Here is a 14,802-nt window from a genome sequence, read left to right on the forward strand (position 1 = left end):
GAAACTAGAGGAAGCTGCGCCCGTGGCGGCCCGGCGCCAGGCCGAGCCAGTGGGCAATGCTCTCCCCTATATCCGCAAAGGTCTGGCGAATGCCAACACTGCCCGCCGACAGGCCTGGGGAAAACAGCAGGATGGGGACCTGCTCGCGGGTGTGGTCGGTGCCGTGCCAGGTGGGGTCGTTGCCGTGGTCGGCGGTGAGGACGAGCAGGTCATCCGGATGCAGCCTGGCGATCAGTTCGGGGAGCCGGCGGTCGAGTTCCTCGAGGGCGTTGGCATAGCCGGGGACGTCGCGGCGATGGCCGTATTCCTGGTCGAAATCGACGAAGTTGACCATGATGAAGGCGCCGTCCGCCGCCATCTCCAGCACCTCGAGCGTGCGGTCGAACAGCGCCATGTTGCCGGTGGCCTTGAGCTTGTGCGTGACCCCGTGCCCGGCGAAGATGTCGGAGATCTTGCCGATGGCGAAGACCTGGCGGCCGGCGTCCTTGGCGCGGTCGAGCAGGGTCGGCTCCGGCGGCGGGATGGCGAAGTCGCGGCGGTTGCCGGTGCGCTTGAAATCGCTGGAACTTTCGCCCACGAACGGGCGGGCGATGACGCGGCCGATATTGAGCGGCGCCGTCAGCCGGAAGGCGACCTCGCAGATCTCGTAGAGCCGCTCGAGCCCGAAATGCGTCTCGTGCGCGGCGATCTGGAACACCGAATCGGCGGAGGTGTAGCAGATCGGCTTGCCGGTGCGGATCGACTCCTCGCCCAGTTCGGCGATGACGGTGGTGCCGGAGGCGTGCTTGTTGCCGAGGATCCCCGGCAGGCCCGCCTCGGCGACGAATTTCTCAATGAGATCAGCGGGAAAGGCGGGCACCTCGGGGGGGAAATAGCCCCACTCGAAGGGCACCGGCACGCCGGTGATCTCCCAGTGGCCGGAGGGGGTGTCCTTGCCCTTCGACACCTCGCGGCCGACGCCGTAGCGGCCGCCGCGCGGCTGGTCGGAGAGGCCCGGCGGCAGTTCCCCGGTCGACAGTTTCGCCGCCGCGCCGAGGCCGAGCGCGTCCATGTTCGGCAGCGCAAGCAAGCCCTTGCGCAGGCCGTCCCGATCGCCGCGCCCTTCGGCGCAGGCCACGGCGATGTGCCCGAGCGTGTTGGCCCCGGCATCGCCGTACTGGCCCGCGTCGGGGGCGCCGCCGATGCCGAAACTGTCGAGAATACAAAGGATTGCGCGGGGCATCAGGGCTCCTGTGGGGGATCGATCCGGGCGGCGACGAGCGGGTGGCGCGCGGCCTGTTCGCCGATGCTGTAGGCGGCGAGCGCGCGCCGGATCGCCTCTTCTGCCATGCTTTCGTCGCGCGCATGAACGGTAAACAGCGGCGCATGCACGTCAACCTTCGCCCCGAGCCCGGCAAGGTTGCTGAATCCCACCGCATGGTCGATGGCATCGCCCGGCTGCGTGCGCCCGCCGCCCAGCGCCACCACCGCCATGCCGAGGGCGCGGGTGTCGATGGCGCTGACCACGCCCGCGGTCGGCGCCATGACGTCGCGCAAGACGGGCGCGGCGGGCAGGTGGCGATCCATGGCCTCGACGAAATCGGCGGGACCGCCGAGCAGCGCCACCATCTTCGCGAAGCGCTCGAGCGCCGCCCCCGAGGCCAGCGCCCGCTCGACCGCTTGCCGCGCGTCGCCGGCAAAGCCGCCGAGTTCGAGCGCCGCGGCGCCAAGCGCCAGCGTCACCTCGCGCAGCCGTGCGTCCTGGTGGCGGCCGGCGAGGAAATCGACGGCGTTGCGCATTTCGACCGCGTTGCCGGCGGCCGAGGCGAGCGGCTCGTTCATGTCGGTGATCAGCGCCCCGGTCCTGAGGCCCGCCCCGTTGGCCACCGCGACCAGGCTTTCAGCCAGTTCACGGGCGCGCGCGAAGGTCGGCATGAAGGCGCCCGAGCCGGACTTGACGTCGAGCACCAGCGCCGACAGCCCGGCGGCAAGCTTCTTGGAGAGGATCGAGGCGGTGATGAGCGGGATCGATTCCACCGTGCCGGTGACGTCGCGGATGGCGTAGAGCGTCTTGTCGGCGGGAGCGAGGTCCGCCGTCTGGCCGATGACGGCGCAGCCGGCCTCGCGCACGACGCGGCGGAACAGGGCGTTGTCGGGCGCCGTGGCGTAGCCGGGGATGGAGTCGAACTTGTCGAGCGTGCCGCCGGTATGGCCGAGCCCGCGCCCCGAGATCATGGGGACGAACGCGCCGCAGGCGGCGAGGATCGGCGCCAGCATCAGCGAGACGTTGTCGCCCACCCCGCCGGTCGAGTGCTTGTCGAGGACGGGGCCGGGCAGGTCGGCCCAGTCGAGCACGGCGCCCGAATCGCGCATCGCCGCGGTCAGCGCGACGCGTTCGGAGAGCGTCATGTCGCGGAAAAAGACGGCCATGGCGAAGGCGGCGGCCTGGGCGTGCGACACGCTGCCGTCGCCGAGCCCGGCGATGAAGGCGGCGATCTCCGCGTCGGCAAGCGCCGCGCCGTCGCGCTTTTTGGCGATGATCTCCTGGGGGAGGAACGTCATTGAGATTCTGTGGCTACGACCAAAGTCGCAGTGAAGCAGAGGACGGGGGGACGGGGCAAGGGGGAGAAGGGCGCTGATGGGCCGAAGCGCCGCTGGAGAAGCCGCGCGCTGGTCGCGCGGCGAAGCGCTGACTTCGCAGCTTCGCCAGGCCAACTGCCATGCGCCCCCACCCGTCCCGGCCTCTCGGCCGGGCCACCCAAGCGAAGGAGAGGCGGCGGGGGCAAGGCGCGATCGCGGCTTACCCTCGGGACGAGGCGACGCCCTTCGTGCATGGGCCGCCCCCTTCCCGCCCAGCTCATCGGGCGGGTAACTTGCCGGGGAAGGCGAGCTCGATCCGTTCGGCAATCATTTCCTGCATCCGCCACATCCGGTCGTCGCAGAGGCCCAGCTGCTCGAGGTGCAACACGGTCAGGTAGACGTACTGCGCCATCGAGCCGATCATCCCCACGGCCCTGTAGAGGGCGTCCGCAACCGCCTCGTCGGAGAGATGACCCGCGTATTCCGTGCTCTTTCCCGGGTGAGTGAACGCGAAGGCCCGGACCGTTCCCAACGAGGTGGTGACATTCAGCCACCGGGGCGGAAAGGGCGGCTCCTTGCGCAGCAGGCCCTCGATATTGGCGGCGAGATTTTCGCGGGGGAGCCGGTAGACCATGCCCTTGCATTGCCCCCCTCGATCAAGGGAAAGCGTATATCCGGGCGCCTCGGGGTTCCCGCGGAAGCGGGTGTCAGGGCCGAGACAGAAGTCGCGATGCCAGCCGCGCACCATGCCCGGGCGCTCCTCGTCGTAGGTGAAGCGCTTGTTCCAGATCAGCGAGCCGAAGGCGAAGAGCCACATTTCTCCGCCTGCGGGAAGCGCATCGATCAGGGCTGCCGCGGTTGCAGAATAGTCGCCGTCTGCCCGCGGCCCGTCGTCGTCGAGCCGCATCGGGCCCGGATCGTCAATCCTGGCGGGCAGCAGAGCGACGTGCGCCTCCGTCAACCGCATCTTCCGATCGCGTTGCGTCATCTTCCGCCCCCTCAGCCCAGGCCGTGGATGGCAGCAAGGAGGACGCAAAGGGCGACGCCCATGACCAGCCAATGCAGGATGCCCGGACTCCGGATATACTCGCAGGCCCGGCCGTCGTCGCGCGGATCCCGGGACGTCGCTTCTTCCAGAGCGGCGTCGTCGGCGTCGTGGTAATGCTCGTGATAGAAGTACATATGTCCGGTCTCCCCTGGTTCCATTCGGATCGACAGGAGGAGTGTCGCCTGGAGGCTGGCTGGAGTATTGAAACCTTCCTGAAATCGCGCCGAATAGTTCCGAAGCCGTTCCAAGCGGGGCAAATGTCGGACCAGCGGATCATCTGTGGGCCGTTTGCAGTCGACGTGGTCGCAAAGCTGGCCACGAAGAACGGCGAGCCGCTGCCGATCGGCCACCGGGGCGTCGCTTTGCTGAGCAGCTTGTTCAAGCGCCCGGGCGAGGTCCTCACCAAGACCGAGCTGATGGACGCGGCCTGGGGAGGCGCCGCGATCGAGGAAAGCAACCTGTCGGTTCAGGTCGCTGCCCTGCGCAAGGCGCTCGGGCCGTCGCCCACGGGAGGCGAGTGGATCGTCACCGTGCCGCGCGTCGGCTACCGGTTCGCGTCACCGGCGATGCCCTCGCCATCCGGCGGCGAACGGGCCTCGATCGCGGTGCTCCCCTTCGTCAACCTCAGCAGTGATCCCGAGCAGGCCTTCTTCGCCGATGGCCTCGCGGAGGAGATCATCATCGCCCTCGGCAAGCTGCCCGGACTGCTGGTGATTGCACGCAATTCGAGCTTTGCCTACCGGGGAAGCGACGTCGACGTGCGCAAGGTCGGCAGCGACCTCGATGTGCGCTATGTGCTGTCGGGCAGCGTGCGACGTGGCGGCAACCGCTTGCGCATGAGCGCGCAGCTGGCCGATAGCGAGAGCGGCGCCCACGTCTGGGCCGAAAGCTTCGACCGCGAGCTGGCCGACGTCTTTGCCATCCAGGACGAAGTGACCGGACGGATCGTCGATGCCCTCAAGCTCAAGCTGACACCGGCGCAGACGGCAAGCGCAACCGACGGCGGAACCAATGACATCGAGGCGCTGGATCTGTTGATGCGCGGCCGCGCGCTCCTCAACGGGCCGACCCAGAACCTCGAAGTGTACAGGCGCGTGACCGACCTGCTCCGGCGCGCCATCGCGCGCGATCCATCCTACGTGGACGCATTGGGCGAACTCGCGATCGCACACCACCTCGACTACCTGAACCACTGGAGCGACGACCCCGGTCGCGCCCTCGTGGAGGCGCAGCGCCTGGGGACCAGGATGATCGAGCTGGAGCCCAACCACGCCTTCGGTCACTTCGTCGTGGCCCTCACGGCCATGCTGGCCCGCGATTTCGAGCGATTTCGCAAGGAGGCGGCGATCGTCATCGCACTCAATCCGGATGCGTTGATTGCCAGCGACCTGCAGGGCCACCTTTGCCTCGCCAATGAGGTGCCGCTTGAGGCGATCCCCCACTTCGAGCGCTGCATGCGGCTTGACCCGTCGCTGGGCAGGACCCTGCTGTGTCTCCAGTTTCTCGGCAGGGCTTATTTCTACGGCGGCCGCTACGAGACGGCCGCAGCATTGTTCCGCGAGCGCATCCTCCTGATGCCCGACACCGATGCCTCGCGTGGGTACCTTGCCGCCGCCCTCGGTCATCTCGGCAGGTTCGAGGAGGCGCGGCAGGTCTGGGCCGAGCTGATGGCGATCAATCCGGAATACGTCATGGAAGATCGGCTCAACCGGACCGCGGTCCAGCCAAGCCAGATCGAGCTGGTCCTCGGCGGAGCACGGAAGGCCGGACTGCCGGTCTGATCATGCCCGGCGATCACCCTGACGAATCGGGCAAGGCGATCTTGCGACCCCCTCTCGCATCAGCGCGGGAGTGGCGGCGGCGTTGCCCTGGGCCATCGCGTTGTACGGGGCGGCCGCGGCGGCGTTCGCTCGGGCCGGGCAAGCCATGCGGGTGCGTGCTCGTTATGGCGCCGCCTTTGATGTACATCCTGCTGCAAGGCCAGCGAAGCGAAGCGGCCGCGGCGCCTGGCCGGCAGGGACCGCGAGCCTGCCGGCGCTGCCACCCGCATGAAGAGGAAAGCTCGATGCGTGCCGCCCCTGCACCCGTGCACAACCAGTCCTATCTCGACGGCCCGCCGCGCCAGGTGCCGGGGTTCGAGAGCCTGCACCGCATGGTCGAGATGCTGCTGGCCGAGCGCGTCCCGGCGGACGGACGCGTACTGGTGCTTGGTGCGGGCGGCGGCATGGAACTCAAGGCCTTGGCGGAGGCGCATCCGGGCTGGAGCTTCGAGGGGGTGGATCCCTCGGCCGACATGCTCGATCTGGCGAGGGCGACGGTGGGCCCTTGCCTCGATCGCGTGGCCCTGCACCAGGGCCGGATCGTCGATGCGCCAGAGGGGCCGTTCGATGGGGCGACCAGCCTGCTGGTCTTCCACTTCATCGCGCGCGAAGAGCGCGCCGCCACCTTGAGAGAACTGCACCGCCGGCTCAAACCGGGCGCGCCGCTGGTCATCATGCATATCAGCTTTCCCCAGCAGGAGCCGGAGCGCTCGCGATGGATCGCCCGCCACGCCGCCTGGGGCGCTGCCCCCGGTACCGACCCCGCCGCGCTGGCAGGTGCCCGTGAGGCGATCGGCACGCGGCTGACGATCCTTTCACCCGACGAGGAGGAGGGGATGCTGCGGCAGGCCGGCTTCGAGGGCGTGAGCCTGTTCTACGCCGGACTGAGCTTCCGGGGCTGGGTCGCCCAAGCCGGCAGCGACTGACTTTCTGTCGTGCGCGCGCCACCGACGCCCCCCCCCCCCCCGCCGGCGCGGGGAGCGCTACTGCATGAGGAAGGCCGTCGCGACCTCGGTGAGCAGCGGCGACTGGATCAGGCTGTAATGCGTCGTGCCGGGAAGGATGGCGAGCTGGCTCAAGGGGCGCTGCGAGCCGTCGAGCCCGGCGTCGCGCTGGCCGCCGCCGAGCAGCTTCCAGAATGCGACCATGTGCTCGGGCCGGATCGCGTCGGCGTCGGCGAAGACCAGCAGGGTCGGGGCCGTGATGGCCCTGATGCCCTCGGACCAGTCGCGCTCGGGCTGGTTCATCTCGCCGGTCTTGCGCATCAGCCGCTCCCAGTCGACGTCCGGGTAGAGCTCGCCGAGCGGCGAGGCCGCGATCTGCTTGCCGATTTCGGCGGCCATGGCCGGCATCTCGGCGAAGGCCTGCCGGCCCTCGGGATAGTCGCCGTCGGTGCTGAAGGCCACGGAGACGGACACCAGCTTCTCGACCAGCTCCGGGTGCCGCATCGCGACCTGCAGCGCGACGCCGGCGCCGAGCGAATAGCCCATGACGCGCGCCCTGCCGATGCCGAGCTGGCGGAGCACGGCGGCGACGTCGTCGGCCATCGCCTCGGCGGACCAGGGCGCGTCGCTGTCCGTGCTGAAGCCGTGGCCGCGCAGGTGGATGGCGATCACCTGGTGGGTCCTGGCCATCGCGGCGAGCGGGGCGCCGAAGGTTTGGGACGGGTCGACGCCACCATGCAGCAGCACCAGCGGCGGGCCATCGCCGTGGATCTCGTAGTAGATTTCGGCGCCGCCGACCGGGACCTTGCCCGTGCTGCTCAAGGTGCTCATGGGCCTCTCTCCTGCGGCTTGGGCGATCACGGGCGCGGCGACCAGGGCCGCAGCGACAAAGGCGAGGGTCATGAGGGTGCGCCTCGGCATGATCGCTCCTCCTGAAATCGGCGGGACGCCGGCTGCAAGACTAGCTCGCCCTGGACGTGCAGTCGACCGCCGCGCGCCGCCCCTGCCGTCGCGCTCGCGGCGGGAACCGTTCCGGCCCTCATCCGTTTCGGCCGATGGCCCCGTGGGCATAGGGAGATCACAGGATTGGCGCAAGGAGACGAGTCGCTCGTGGCCGGGGACACCGCCGCGCAGCTGTTTGCATTGACCGACCGGCTGTTCCGGGCGACGGGCCCCGAAGAGGTGTACGAGGCGGTGCTGGAAGTGATCGGCGGGTTGCTGGGCTGCGACCGGGCTTCCATCCTGTTGTTCGACGAGGCGGGGATCATGCGCTTCGTCGCCTGGCGGGGCCTCACGGCCGACTACCGGGCAGCGGTCGACGGCCACTCGCCGTGGCAGGCCGGGACGCGCGAGGCGGAGCCGATCTTCGTGGCGGACATCAACGACACCGACGAGCCGGAGTGGCTGAAGCAGCGGATCGGGGCGGAGGGCATCGTCGGGCTGGCGTTCGTGCCGCTGTTCGTGCATGGCCAGGTGGTGGGCAAGTTCATGACCTATTTCCCGGCGCGGCGCGAGTTCACCGCGCATGATCGCGCCTGCGCCGTGGCCATCGCGCGCCAGGTGGGGTTCGCGCTCGAGCGCTACCGGGCCGAGCGCGCCCGCGAGACTGCCGAGCTGGGCCTGCGCGAGAGCGAGGAGCGCTTCCGCCACATGGCCGAGGACGCGCCGGTGATGATCTGGATCTCCGACAGCAGCGGCCGGTGCCTGCACATCAATTCGCTGCTGCGCGAGTTCTGGGGCGTGCGCGACGTGGCCAGCTTCGACTGGGCGACGACGCTGCACCCCGGCGATCGCGACGAGGTGGCCCGGCGCATGCAGGAGGCCATAGGCGCCAGGTCCAGCGCCACGGTGAAGGGCCGCTACCGCCGCAGCGACGGGGTATATCGCGTGCTGGAGACGGTGGCCCGCCCGAATTTCGGGCGGCACGGCGAGTTCCTGGGGATGATCGGCGTCAATGTCGACGTCACCGAGCGCGAAGAGGCCGACAAGCACAAGCGCCTGCTCATCAACGAGCTCAACCACCGGGTCAAGAACACGCTGGCGGTGGTGCAGGCGGTGGCACGCCAGACGTTCCGCTCCGAGGCGCCGCGCAGCCTGCAGCTGCAGGCCTTCGAGGGTCGCCTCGCCGCCCTGGCGCAGGCCCACAACCTGCTGGCGGCGGAGAGCTGGCAGAGCGCCTCGCTCGAGGAAGTCGCGCGCAAGTCGGTCAACGGCGACGCCGACTCGCGCGTGCGCCTGCACGGGCCGCATGTCGACCTCGAGCCCAAGCAGGCGGTGACCACCGCCATGGCCCTGCACGAGATGTACACCAACGCCGTCAAGCACGGCGCCCTGCGCGACCCCAACGGCTCGGTGCGCTTCGAGTGGCAGCTGGGCCCGGGGCCGGCGCCGGTCCTCACCATGCGCTGGTCGGAACACGGGCCGCTGCCCGTGCAGCGTCCGTCGCGGCGCGGCTTCGGCACCACCATGATCAAGCAGGCGCTGGGCGCCGAGCTCAATGCCGACATCGACCTCGACTACCTGCCGAGCGGGCTGATCTGCACGGTCACGGCGCGCCTGCCGGCGCGCCAGCCGGCGCCATGACCGGCACGACGTCCGGCGTGCCGGCGATGCGCGTCCTGATCCTCGAGGACGAGGTGCTGCTCGCCCTCGAGGCGGCCGAGACGCTCGAGGAAATCGGCGCCGTGGTGATCGGCCCGGCGTACCGGATCGACACGGCAATGGCGCTGCTCGATGCCGAGCGCCCCGACGCGGCGCTGCTCGACGTCAACATCAACGGCGCGACGAGCGCGAAGGTGGCGCAGCGGCTGAGGGACGAGAACATCCCGTTCGTACTGGCGACGGGCTATGCCAACCAGAGCGGCATCAGCGGCGAGGCCGCAATCATCGACAAGCCCTATGACCGCGCACAGTTGCAGGCCGCCTTCCTGCGCCTCGGCGCGGCCGCGACGCCCGGCCTGCCGACGTCGCCGGCGCGCCCGGCGTGAGGGCTCGGGCCGCGCTCAGACGGAGGTGTAGCCCCCGTCGACGAGATAATAGCCGCCGGTGATGAAGGAGGCGTCGTCCGACAGCAGGAAGCGCACGAGGTGCGCCACCTCCTCGGGGCGTCCGAGGCGCCCCAGGGGATGGCGGGCCACCAGCTGCGTGCGGAACTCCGGCGACAGGTTGGCGAGCAGCGGCGTTTCGATATAGGCCGGGCCGACGCAGTTGATGCGCAGGCCGCGCGGCCCGTACTCGGCGGCGGCGTTCCTGGTCAGGCCGACGACGCCGTGCTTGGCCGCCGTGTAGGCGCTGTTGTTGACCGCCGCGACGGCGCCGTGGATCGAGGCCATGTTGACGATGGCGCTGGCGGCGGCGCCGGCGTCGAGCATCGCCGGGATCTGGTAGCGCATGCCGTAGAGCACGCCGTTGAGGTTGATGTCGATGACGCGGTTCCAGTCGTCGATATCGACCTCGCCCGTCGGCGCCGCCTTGCCGCCGATGCCGGCATTGTTGACGGCATAATTGAGCCTGCCAAAGGAGCGCACGGCGAAATCGACCGCCTCGCGATTGGCGTCCGGCAAGGCGCTGTCGGCCACGAGCGGCGCCGCCTTGCCGCCGGCGGCGGCGATCTCGTCGGCAACCCGATGGGCGCCATCGCGGCTGATGTCGGCAACGACGACGCTGGCGCCGAGGCCGGCCAGCTCCTTGGCGATGGCTTCGCCGAGACCCGAACCGGCGCCGGTGACCAAGGCGACCTTGGCTTCGAACGACATGACGGCGATCCTTTCAAGTGGGGCGGGCCACTGCAGCCTGCCGTAACACCATGCAGCGGCAACGCCTTACGACGGATGCTGCGCCGGCATTGCGGCGCCAGCGCGGCGTGGGCGGCGCCCTACGCCCCGTATGGCACCCAGACGTTCTTGACCTGGGTGGCACGCCTCAGGAAGTAGTCGCCGGCGAAAATCGAGGCGTCGGCCACATCGTAGGCGAGGCCGCGCGAGGTCCAGGTCTGCTTGAGGTTGCCGATGGAGGCCTTCTCGACCATGGACGAGGCGGCGGCCGAGCCCATGAACCACACGCCATCGACGCCGTCGTGCTCGGCCAGCACGCGGCCCAGCGTCTCGGCGCCGCCGGTCACGATGTTGAGGACCCCGGCGGGTACGTCGGAGGTCTCGATCACCTGATAGAGATCAGTAACGGAGAGCGGCGCCCGCTCGGAGGGAACGAGCACGACGGTGTTGCCCATGGCGAGCGCCGGGGCGAGCAGGGCCACCGCGCCCAGCAGCGGGCGCTCCGGCGGGGCGACGATGCCGACGACGCCGAGCGGCTCGACCATGGCGAGGGCGACGGCGCGCAGCGGCGGGTTGTGCACGGCGCCATCGTACTTGTCGGCCCAGCCGGCGAAGGCGAACAGGCGCTCGACCGAGGCCGCCACCTCCTTTTGCGCCGAGGCCAGGCCGGCCCCGGTCTGCGCGCGGATGCGGCGGGCAAACTCGTCGGCGCGGACATCGAGGTTCTCGGCGAGGAAATAGAGGATCTGGGCGCGGGCATGCGCGGTCGCCGTGCCCCAGCCGAGGGCGGCGCGGGCGGCCTCGACGGCGTTGCGGATGTCCTTGCGGTTGCCCTCGCCGACTTCGCCGACGAGGCCGCCGTCGGGCCCGTGCACGGGCCGCGAATAGCCGGAATCGGGGCGCGCCTGCTTGCCGCCGACATACATCTTGGCGGTGCGGTCGATGCCCTCGGGGGCGTCGAGGGGATTGCGGGCGCCGCCCCCCGTCGTCGCAGCGGCCGGCTTCGCGGCCTCTGCGCCGGGGGCAGCAGCTTTCAGCGCCTTCTCCCAGCCCGGCTTGAGATAGGCCGCCATGCCCTCGCGGCCGCCCTCGCGGCCGAAGCCGCTCTCCTTGTAGCCGCCGAAGCCGACGGCGGCATCGAACTGGTTGGTGCCGTTGACCCAGACGACGCCGGCCTTGAGGCGCGGCGCGATGTCGAGGGCGAGGTTGAGGTTTTCGCTCCACACCGAGGCGGCAAGGCCGTAGCGCGTGTTGTTGGCGAGGGCGACCGCCTCGTCCGGCGTGCGGAAGCTCATCGCCACCAGCACCGGGCCGAAGATCTCCTCGCTGGCGACGGTGTTGGCGGGGGAGACCCCGGTGATCAGCGCCGGCCGGAGGAAGCAGCCGCCCCCCTTGGGCAGGTCGATGTCGGGCTCGTACAGTTCGCCGCCCTCGGCGACGCCGCGCTTGACCAGGTCGCGGACGCGTTCGACCTGCACCTGGGCGACCAGCGCACCGATGTCGACGGCCTTGTCGAGCGGATCGCCGACGCGCAGCGTCGCCATGCGCCGGCGGAGCTTGGCGAGGAAGCGCGCTTCGATGGATTCCTGGACGAGCAGGCGCGAGCCGGCGCAGCACACCTGGCCCTGGTTGAACCAGATGGCGTCGACCAGCCCCTCGACGGCCGAATCGAGGTCGGCGTCATCGAAGACGATATAGGGCGACTTGCCGCCGAGCTCGAGGCTGAGACCCTTGCCGCTGCCGGCGGTGGCGGCGCGGATGAGCTTGCCGACCTCGGTGGAGCCGGTAAAGGCGATCTTGTCGACGCCCGCGTGCTCGACCAGCGCGGCGCCGGTCGCGCCCATGCCGGTGACGATGTTGACGACGCCGGGGGGCAGCCCTGCCTTCTGCGTGATCTCGGCGAAGAGCAGCGCCGTGAGCGAGGTATACTCGGCCGGCTTCAGCACCACGGTGTTGCCGGCGGCGAGCGCCGGCGCGATCTTCCAGGCCAGCATCAGCAGCGGGAAGTTCCACGGGATGATCTGGCCGCAGACGCCGTAGGGCACGTGCCCGGGGAAGGCGCGCTCGAGATGCTGGGCCCAGCCGGCGTGGTGGTAGAAGTGGCGCGCCGCCAGCGGAATGTCGATGTCGCGGCTCTCGCGGATGGGCTTGCCGTTGTCGAGGCTCTCGAGCACGGCGAACAGACGCGAATGCTTCTGGATCAGGCGGGCGAGGGCATAGAGGTGGCGGGCCCGCTCGTAGCCGGTGAGCGCGCTCCACGCCGGGAAGGCGGCGCGCGCGGCCTTGACCGCCTTGTCGACGTCGGCGGCGCTGCCGTCGCTGACCTGCGCCAGCGGCTTGCCGGTCGCGGGGTTGTCGGAGGGGAAGGTCTTGCCGGGCTTCGTCCATTCCCCGGCGATGAAGTGGCCGAACCTGTTGCCGTGGCTCTCCAGCCAGGCGAGCGCCGGCTCCGGGCTCTCGGGCGCGGGGCCATAGTCGAGGGAGGCGAAGATTTCGGCGATCTTGTTCATTTCACTCTCCTCCGCCGCAGGGCGTCGTGTCGACGGATGGACCCCCACCCCCGCCCCCACCCCTCAAGGGGGAGGGGAGCCCGACTGACGCGTCGGTTCCTTCGCTCCCCTCCCCCTTGAGGGGAGGGGGCGGGGGTGGGGGTCGTGCAGCAGGACACGTTCACACCATCGGCATGCGGTAGTCGGCGGCGTAGCGGCCGGTCAGGTTGTGCTCGAGCTGGCGCTCGATGTCGGTCAAGAGGCTCGAGGCGCCGAAGCGGAACAGGTGCGGCTGCAGCCAGTGCGTGCCCAGTTCCTCCTTCATCAGCGCCATGTAGTCGAGCGCCGCCTTGGCCGAGGCGATGCCGCCCGCCGGCTTGTAGCCGATCTCGATGCCCGTCTCCTCGTGGAACCAGCGGATCATGCGGATCATGGCGAGCGAGGTGGGCAGCGTCGCATTGACCTTTTCCTTGCCAGTCGAGGTCTTGATGAAATCGGCGCCGGCCAGCATGCACACGAGGGACGCTCTGGCGACGTTGGTGAGGGTCGCCAGTTCCCCGGTGCCGAGGATGGTCTTCAGGTGTGCGTCGCCGCAGGCCTTGCGGAAGGCCCTGACCTGGTCGTAGAGGCCCTGCCAATCCCCGTTCAGCACCATCTGGCGCTCGATGACGATGTCGATCTCCCTGGCCCCGTCGGCGACCGAAAGCTCGATCTCCCTGAGCTTGGTCTCGAACGGGGCGAGGCCGTGCGGGAAGGCCGTCGACACGGCCGCCACGGGGATGCCCGAGCCCTCGAGCGCGGCCACCGCGGTCTTGACGAAGGCGTGGTAGACGCAGACGGCGCCGGGGACGATGCGGAGCCTGTCGGCCCCCAGCCCCTCGAGAATGTCCTGGCGCACCGGATGGCGGGCCTTGGCGCACAGCCGCTCGACGCGGCCGGGCGTATCGTCGGAATTGAGCGTGGTCAGGTCGATGAAGGTGATGGCCCTGAGCAGCCAGGCGGCCTGCCAGTCCTTCTTGACGGTGCGGCGGCCGGGGAGGGTGGCGGCGCGGCGCTCCAGCGCCGAGCGGTTCATGCGCACGCGCTCGAGCCAGTCGAGATCGAGCGGGAAGCCGGGGTTGCGCTTGTGGGCAGCCTGTTGCGGCGCCGGGCTGTCGACGACTCTGAGGTTCATAGGGCCTCCACCAGCGCAGGGATGAGTTGTTCGAGCTTTGCGGCGCCCTGCACCGCCATGGCCTTGGTGTGCTCGTGCGAAATCCTCTCGTCCGACAGGCCGGCACCCATGTTGGTGATCGAGGAGCAGGCCCAGACCTTGAGCCCGAGCATGCGCGCCACGATCACTTCGGGTACGGTGGACATGCCCACCGCAGTCGCGCCCAGCCCGATCGCCATGCGGATTTCGGCCGGCGTCTCGAACGAAGGCCCAGAGTACCAGAGATAGACGCCTTCCTTCAACGCCAGGCCCATCGCGGTCGCGATCTCGTGCGATTTGCCCCTGAGGCCCGGATCGTAGGCATCCACCATGTTGACGAAGCGGCGGTCGGTGGGCTCGCCGATCAGCGGGTTGATGCCGGCATAGTTGATGTGGTCGGCGATGAGCATGAGGTCGCCGGGGACGATGGCGGGATCGAGCGAGCCGGCGGAATTGGTGAGCAGCAGCGCCCCGGCCCCGAGCCCGGCGAGGGTCTCCAGCGCCGGGCGCATGGCGGCGGCGTTGCCGTGCTCGTAATAGTGCTCGCGGCCGGTGAGGATGGCCAGCCGCTTGCCGCCCATCTCGCCGATGAGCAGTTCGCTGCCGTGGCCGCTGACGCCGCCGCCGGGGAAGCCCTTGAGCTCGGCATAGGGAATGGCGACAGGCTCGCGCAGGCCGGCGCCCAGCCCCGACAGGCCCGAGCCGAGGACGAGCACCGCCTCGATCGGGGCGGCGCCGGCGCGCTCGCGGATGGTCTTGGCCGCCTTGGTCATGGAGCCGCTTTCGACAATGAAGCCGCATGACCCCCACCCCCGACCCCTCCCCTCAAGGGGGAGGGGAGCGATGGAGCCGCCCGCCCCAGCGATGAGGCTGCGAGGGCAGATTGGGAGGGCTTCCCTCCCCCTTGAGGGGAGAGAACGAGGGTGGGGGTCCCTGAGGCTGTTGGCATCATCGGTCCAGATGCCCGGGGCCGAAGG

General features: G+C 69.8%; 13 protein-coding genes. 4 read left to right on the forward strand and 9 right to left on the reverse strand.

Annotated elements, in window-relative coordinates; all coding sequences use genetic code 11:
- Nucleotides 1-4 precede the first annotated feature (4 nt).
- The 4 genes from VGD93_RS12080 to VGD93_RS12095 all read right to left on the reverse strand — a co-directional run bounded on the left by VGD93_RS12080 (nucleotide 5) and on the right by VGD93_RS12095 (nucleotide 3,741).
- Entirely contained in the window at nucleotides 5-1,222 is a 1,218-nt protein-coding gene (locus tag VGD93_RS12080) for a phosphopentomutase (protein WP_395012369.1), read from the reverse strand.
- Nucleotides 1,222-2,541, reverse strand: coding sequence for a thymidine phosphorylase (gene deoA / locus VGD93_RS12085; RefSeq protein ID WP_395012371.1), 1,320 nt, complete (start codon nucleotides 2,539-2,541; stop codon nucleotides 1,222-1,224). The genes VGD93_RS12080 and deoA overlap by 1 nt, the downstream gene beginning before the upstream one ends.
- A 295-nt stretch (nucleotides 2,542-2,836) precedes the next feature.
- Nucleotides 2,837-3,547 carry a gamma-glutamylcyclotransferase gene (locus tag VGD93_RS12090; RefSeq protein ID WP_395012373.1) on the reverse strand — a complete coding sequence of 237 codons (711 nt, stop codon included), beginning with the start codon at nucleotides 3,545-3,547 and terminating at the stop codon, nucleotides 2,837-2,839.
- Between the two features lie 11 nt (nucleotides 3,548-3,558).
- A complete protein-coding gene (locus VGD93_RS12095; RefSeq protein WP_395012375.1) occupies nucleotides 3,559-3,741 on the reverse strand; it encodes a hypothetical protein in 183 nt (60 codons plus the stop codon).
- A gap of 123 nt (nucleotides 3,742-3,864) precedes the next feature.
- Here VGD93_RS12095 and VGD93_RS12100 point away from each other — a divergent pair, with 123 nt between their 5' ends.
- The gene (locus VGD93_RS12100) at nucleotides 3,865-5,388 is read left to right on the forward strand and encodes a winged helix-turn-helix domain-containing tetratricopeptide repeat protein (RefSeq protein WP_395012377.1); all 1,524 of its coding nucleotides are present in this window, start codon (nucleotides 3,865-3,867) and stop codon (nucleotides 5,386-5,388) included.
- Between the two features lie 284 nt (nucleotides 5,389-5,672).
- Nucleotides 5,673-6,353, forward strand: a complete 681-nt coding sequence (locus VGD93_RS12105) for a class I SAM-dependent methyltransferase (RefSeq protein WP_395012378.1) — start codon at nucleotides 5,673-5,675, stop codon at nucleotides 6,351-6,353.
- Nucleotides 6,354-6,410: 57 nt separating this feature from the next.
- Here the strand turns inward: VGD93_RS12105 and VGD93_RS12110 are convergent, their stop codons facing one another.
- A complete protein-coding gene (locus VGD93_RS12110; RefSeq protein WP_395012379.1) occupies nucleotides 6,411-7,202 on the reverse strand; it encodes an alpha/beta fold hydrolase in 792 nt (263 codons plus the stop codon).
- A 279-nt stretch (nucleotides 7,203-7,481) separates the two neighbouring features.
- Between VGD93_RS12110 and VGD93_RS12115 the strand changes: the two genes are divergently transcribed.
- Together VGD93_RS12115 and VGD93_RS12120 are read left to right on the forward strand one after the other, a co-directional pair.
- The gene (locus tag VGD93_RS12115) at nucleotides 7,482-8,954 is read left to right on the forward strand and encodes a sensor histidine kinase (RefSeq protein WP_395012381.1); all 1,473 of its coding nucleotides are present in this window, start codon (nucleotides 7,482-7,484) and stop codon (nucleotides 8,952-8,954) included.
- The gene (locus VGD93_RS12120) at nucleotides 8,951-9,358 is read left to right on the forward strand and encodes a response regulator (protein WP_395012382.1); all 408 of its coding nucleotides are present in this window, start codon (nucleotides 8,951-8,953) and stop codon (nucleotides 9,356-9,358) included. Before VGD93_RS12115 ends, VGD93_RS12120 begins: the two co-directional genes overlap by 4 nt.
- Nucleotides 9,359-9,373: 15 nt before the next feature.
- Here VGD93_RS12120 and VGD93_RS12125 read toward each other — a convergent pair whose 3' ends face one another.
- The 4 genes from VGD93_RS12125 to VGD93_RS12140 all read right to left on the reverse strand — a co-directional run bounded on the left by VGD93_RS12125 (nucleotide 9,374) and on the right by VGD93_RS12140 (nucleotide 14,598).
- On the reverse strand, nucleotides 9,374-10,126 hold the full coding sequence (locus VGD93_RS12125) for an SDR family NAD(P)-dependent oxidoreductase (protein ID WP_395012384.1): 753 nt from the start codon (nucleotides 10,124-10,126) through the stop codon (nucleotides 9,374-9,376).
- Between the two features lie 119 nt (nucleotides 10,127-10,245).
- Complete coding sequence (locus VGD93_RS12130; RefSeq protein ID WP_395012385.1) at nucleotides 10,246-12,654, reverse strand: aldehyde dehydrogenase family protein; 2,409 nt, start codon at nucleotides 12,652-12,654, stop codon at nucleotides 10,246-10,248.
- 160 nt (nucleotides 12,655-12,814) lie between these two features.
- The gene (gene deoC, locus VGD93_RS12135) at nucleotides 12,815-13,807 is read right to left on the reverse strand and encodes a deoxyribose-phosphate aldolase (RefSeq protein ID WP_395012387.1); all 993 of its coding nucleotides are present in this window, start codon (nucleotides 13,805-13,807) and stop codon (nucleotides 12,815-12,817) included.
- Nucleotides 13,804-14,598: a purine-nucleoside phosphorylase gene (locus VGD93_RS12140; protein ID WP_395012388.1), complete on the reverse strand. Its 795-nt coding sequence runs from the start codon at nucleotides 14,596-14,598 to the stop codon at nucleotides 13,804-13,806. Before VGD93_RS12140 ends, deoC begins: the two co-directional genes overlap by 4 nt.
- Nucleotides 14,599-14,802 lie beyond the last annotated feature (204 nt).

The sequence above is a fragment of the Devosia sp. genome, from assembly GCF_036406155.1.
Taxonomy (GTDB): domain Bacteria; phylum Pseudomonadota; class Alphaproteobacteria; order Rhizobiales; family Devosiaceae; genus Devosia_A.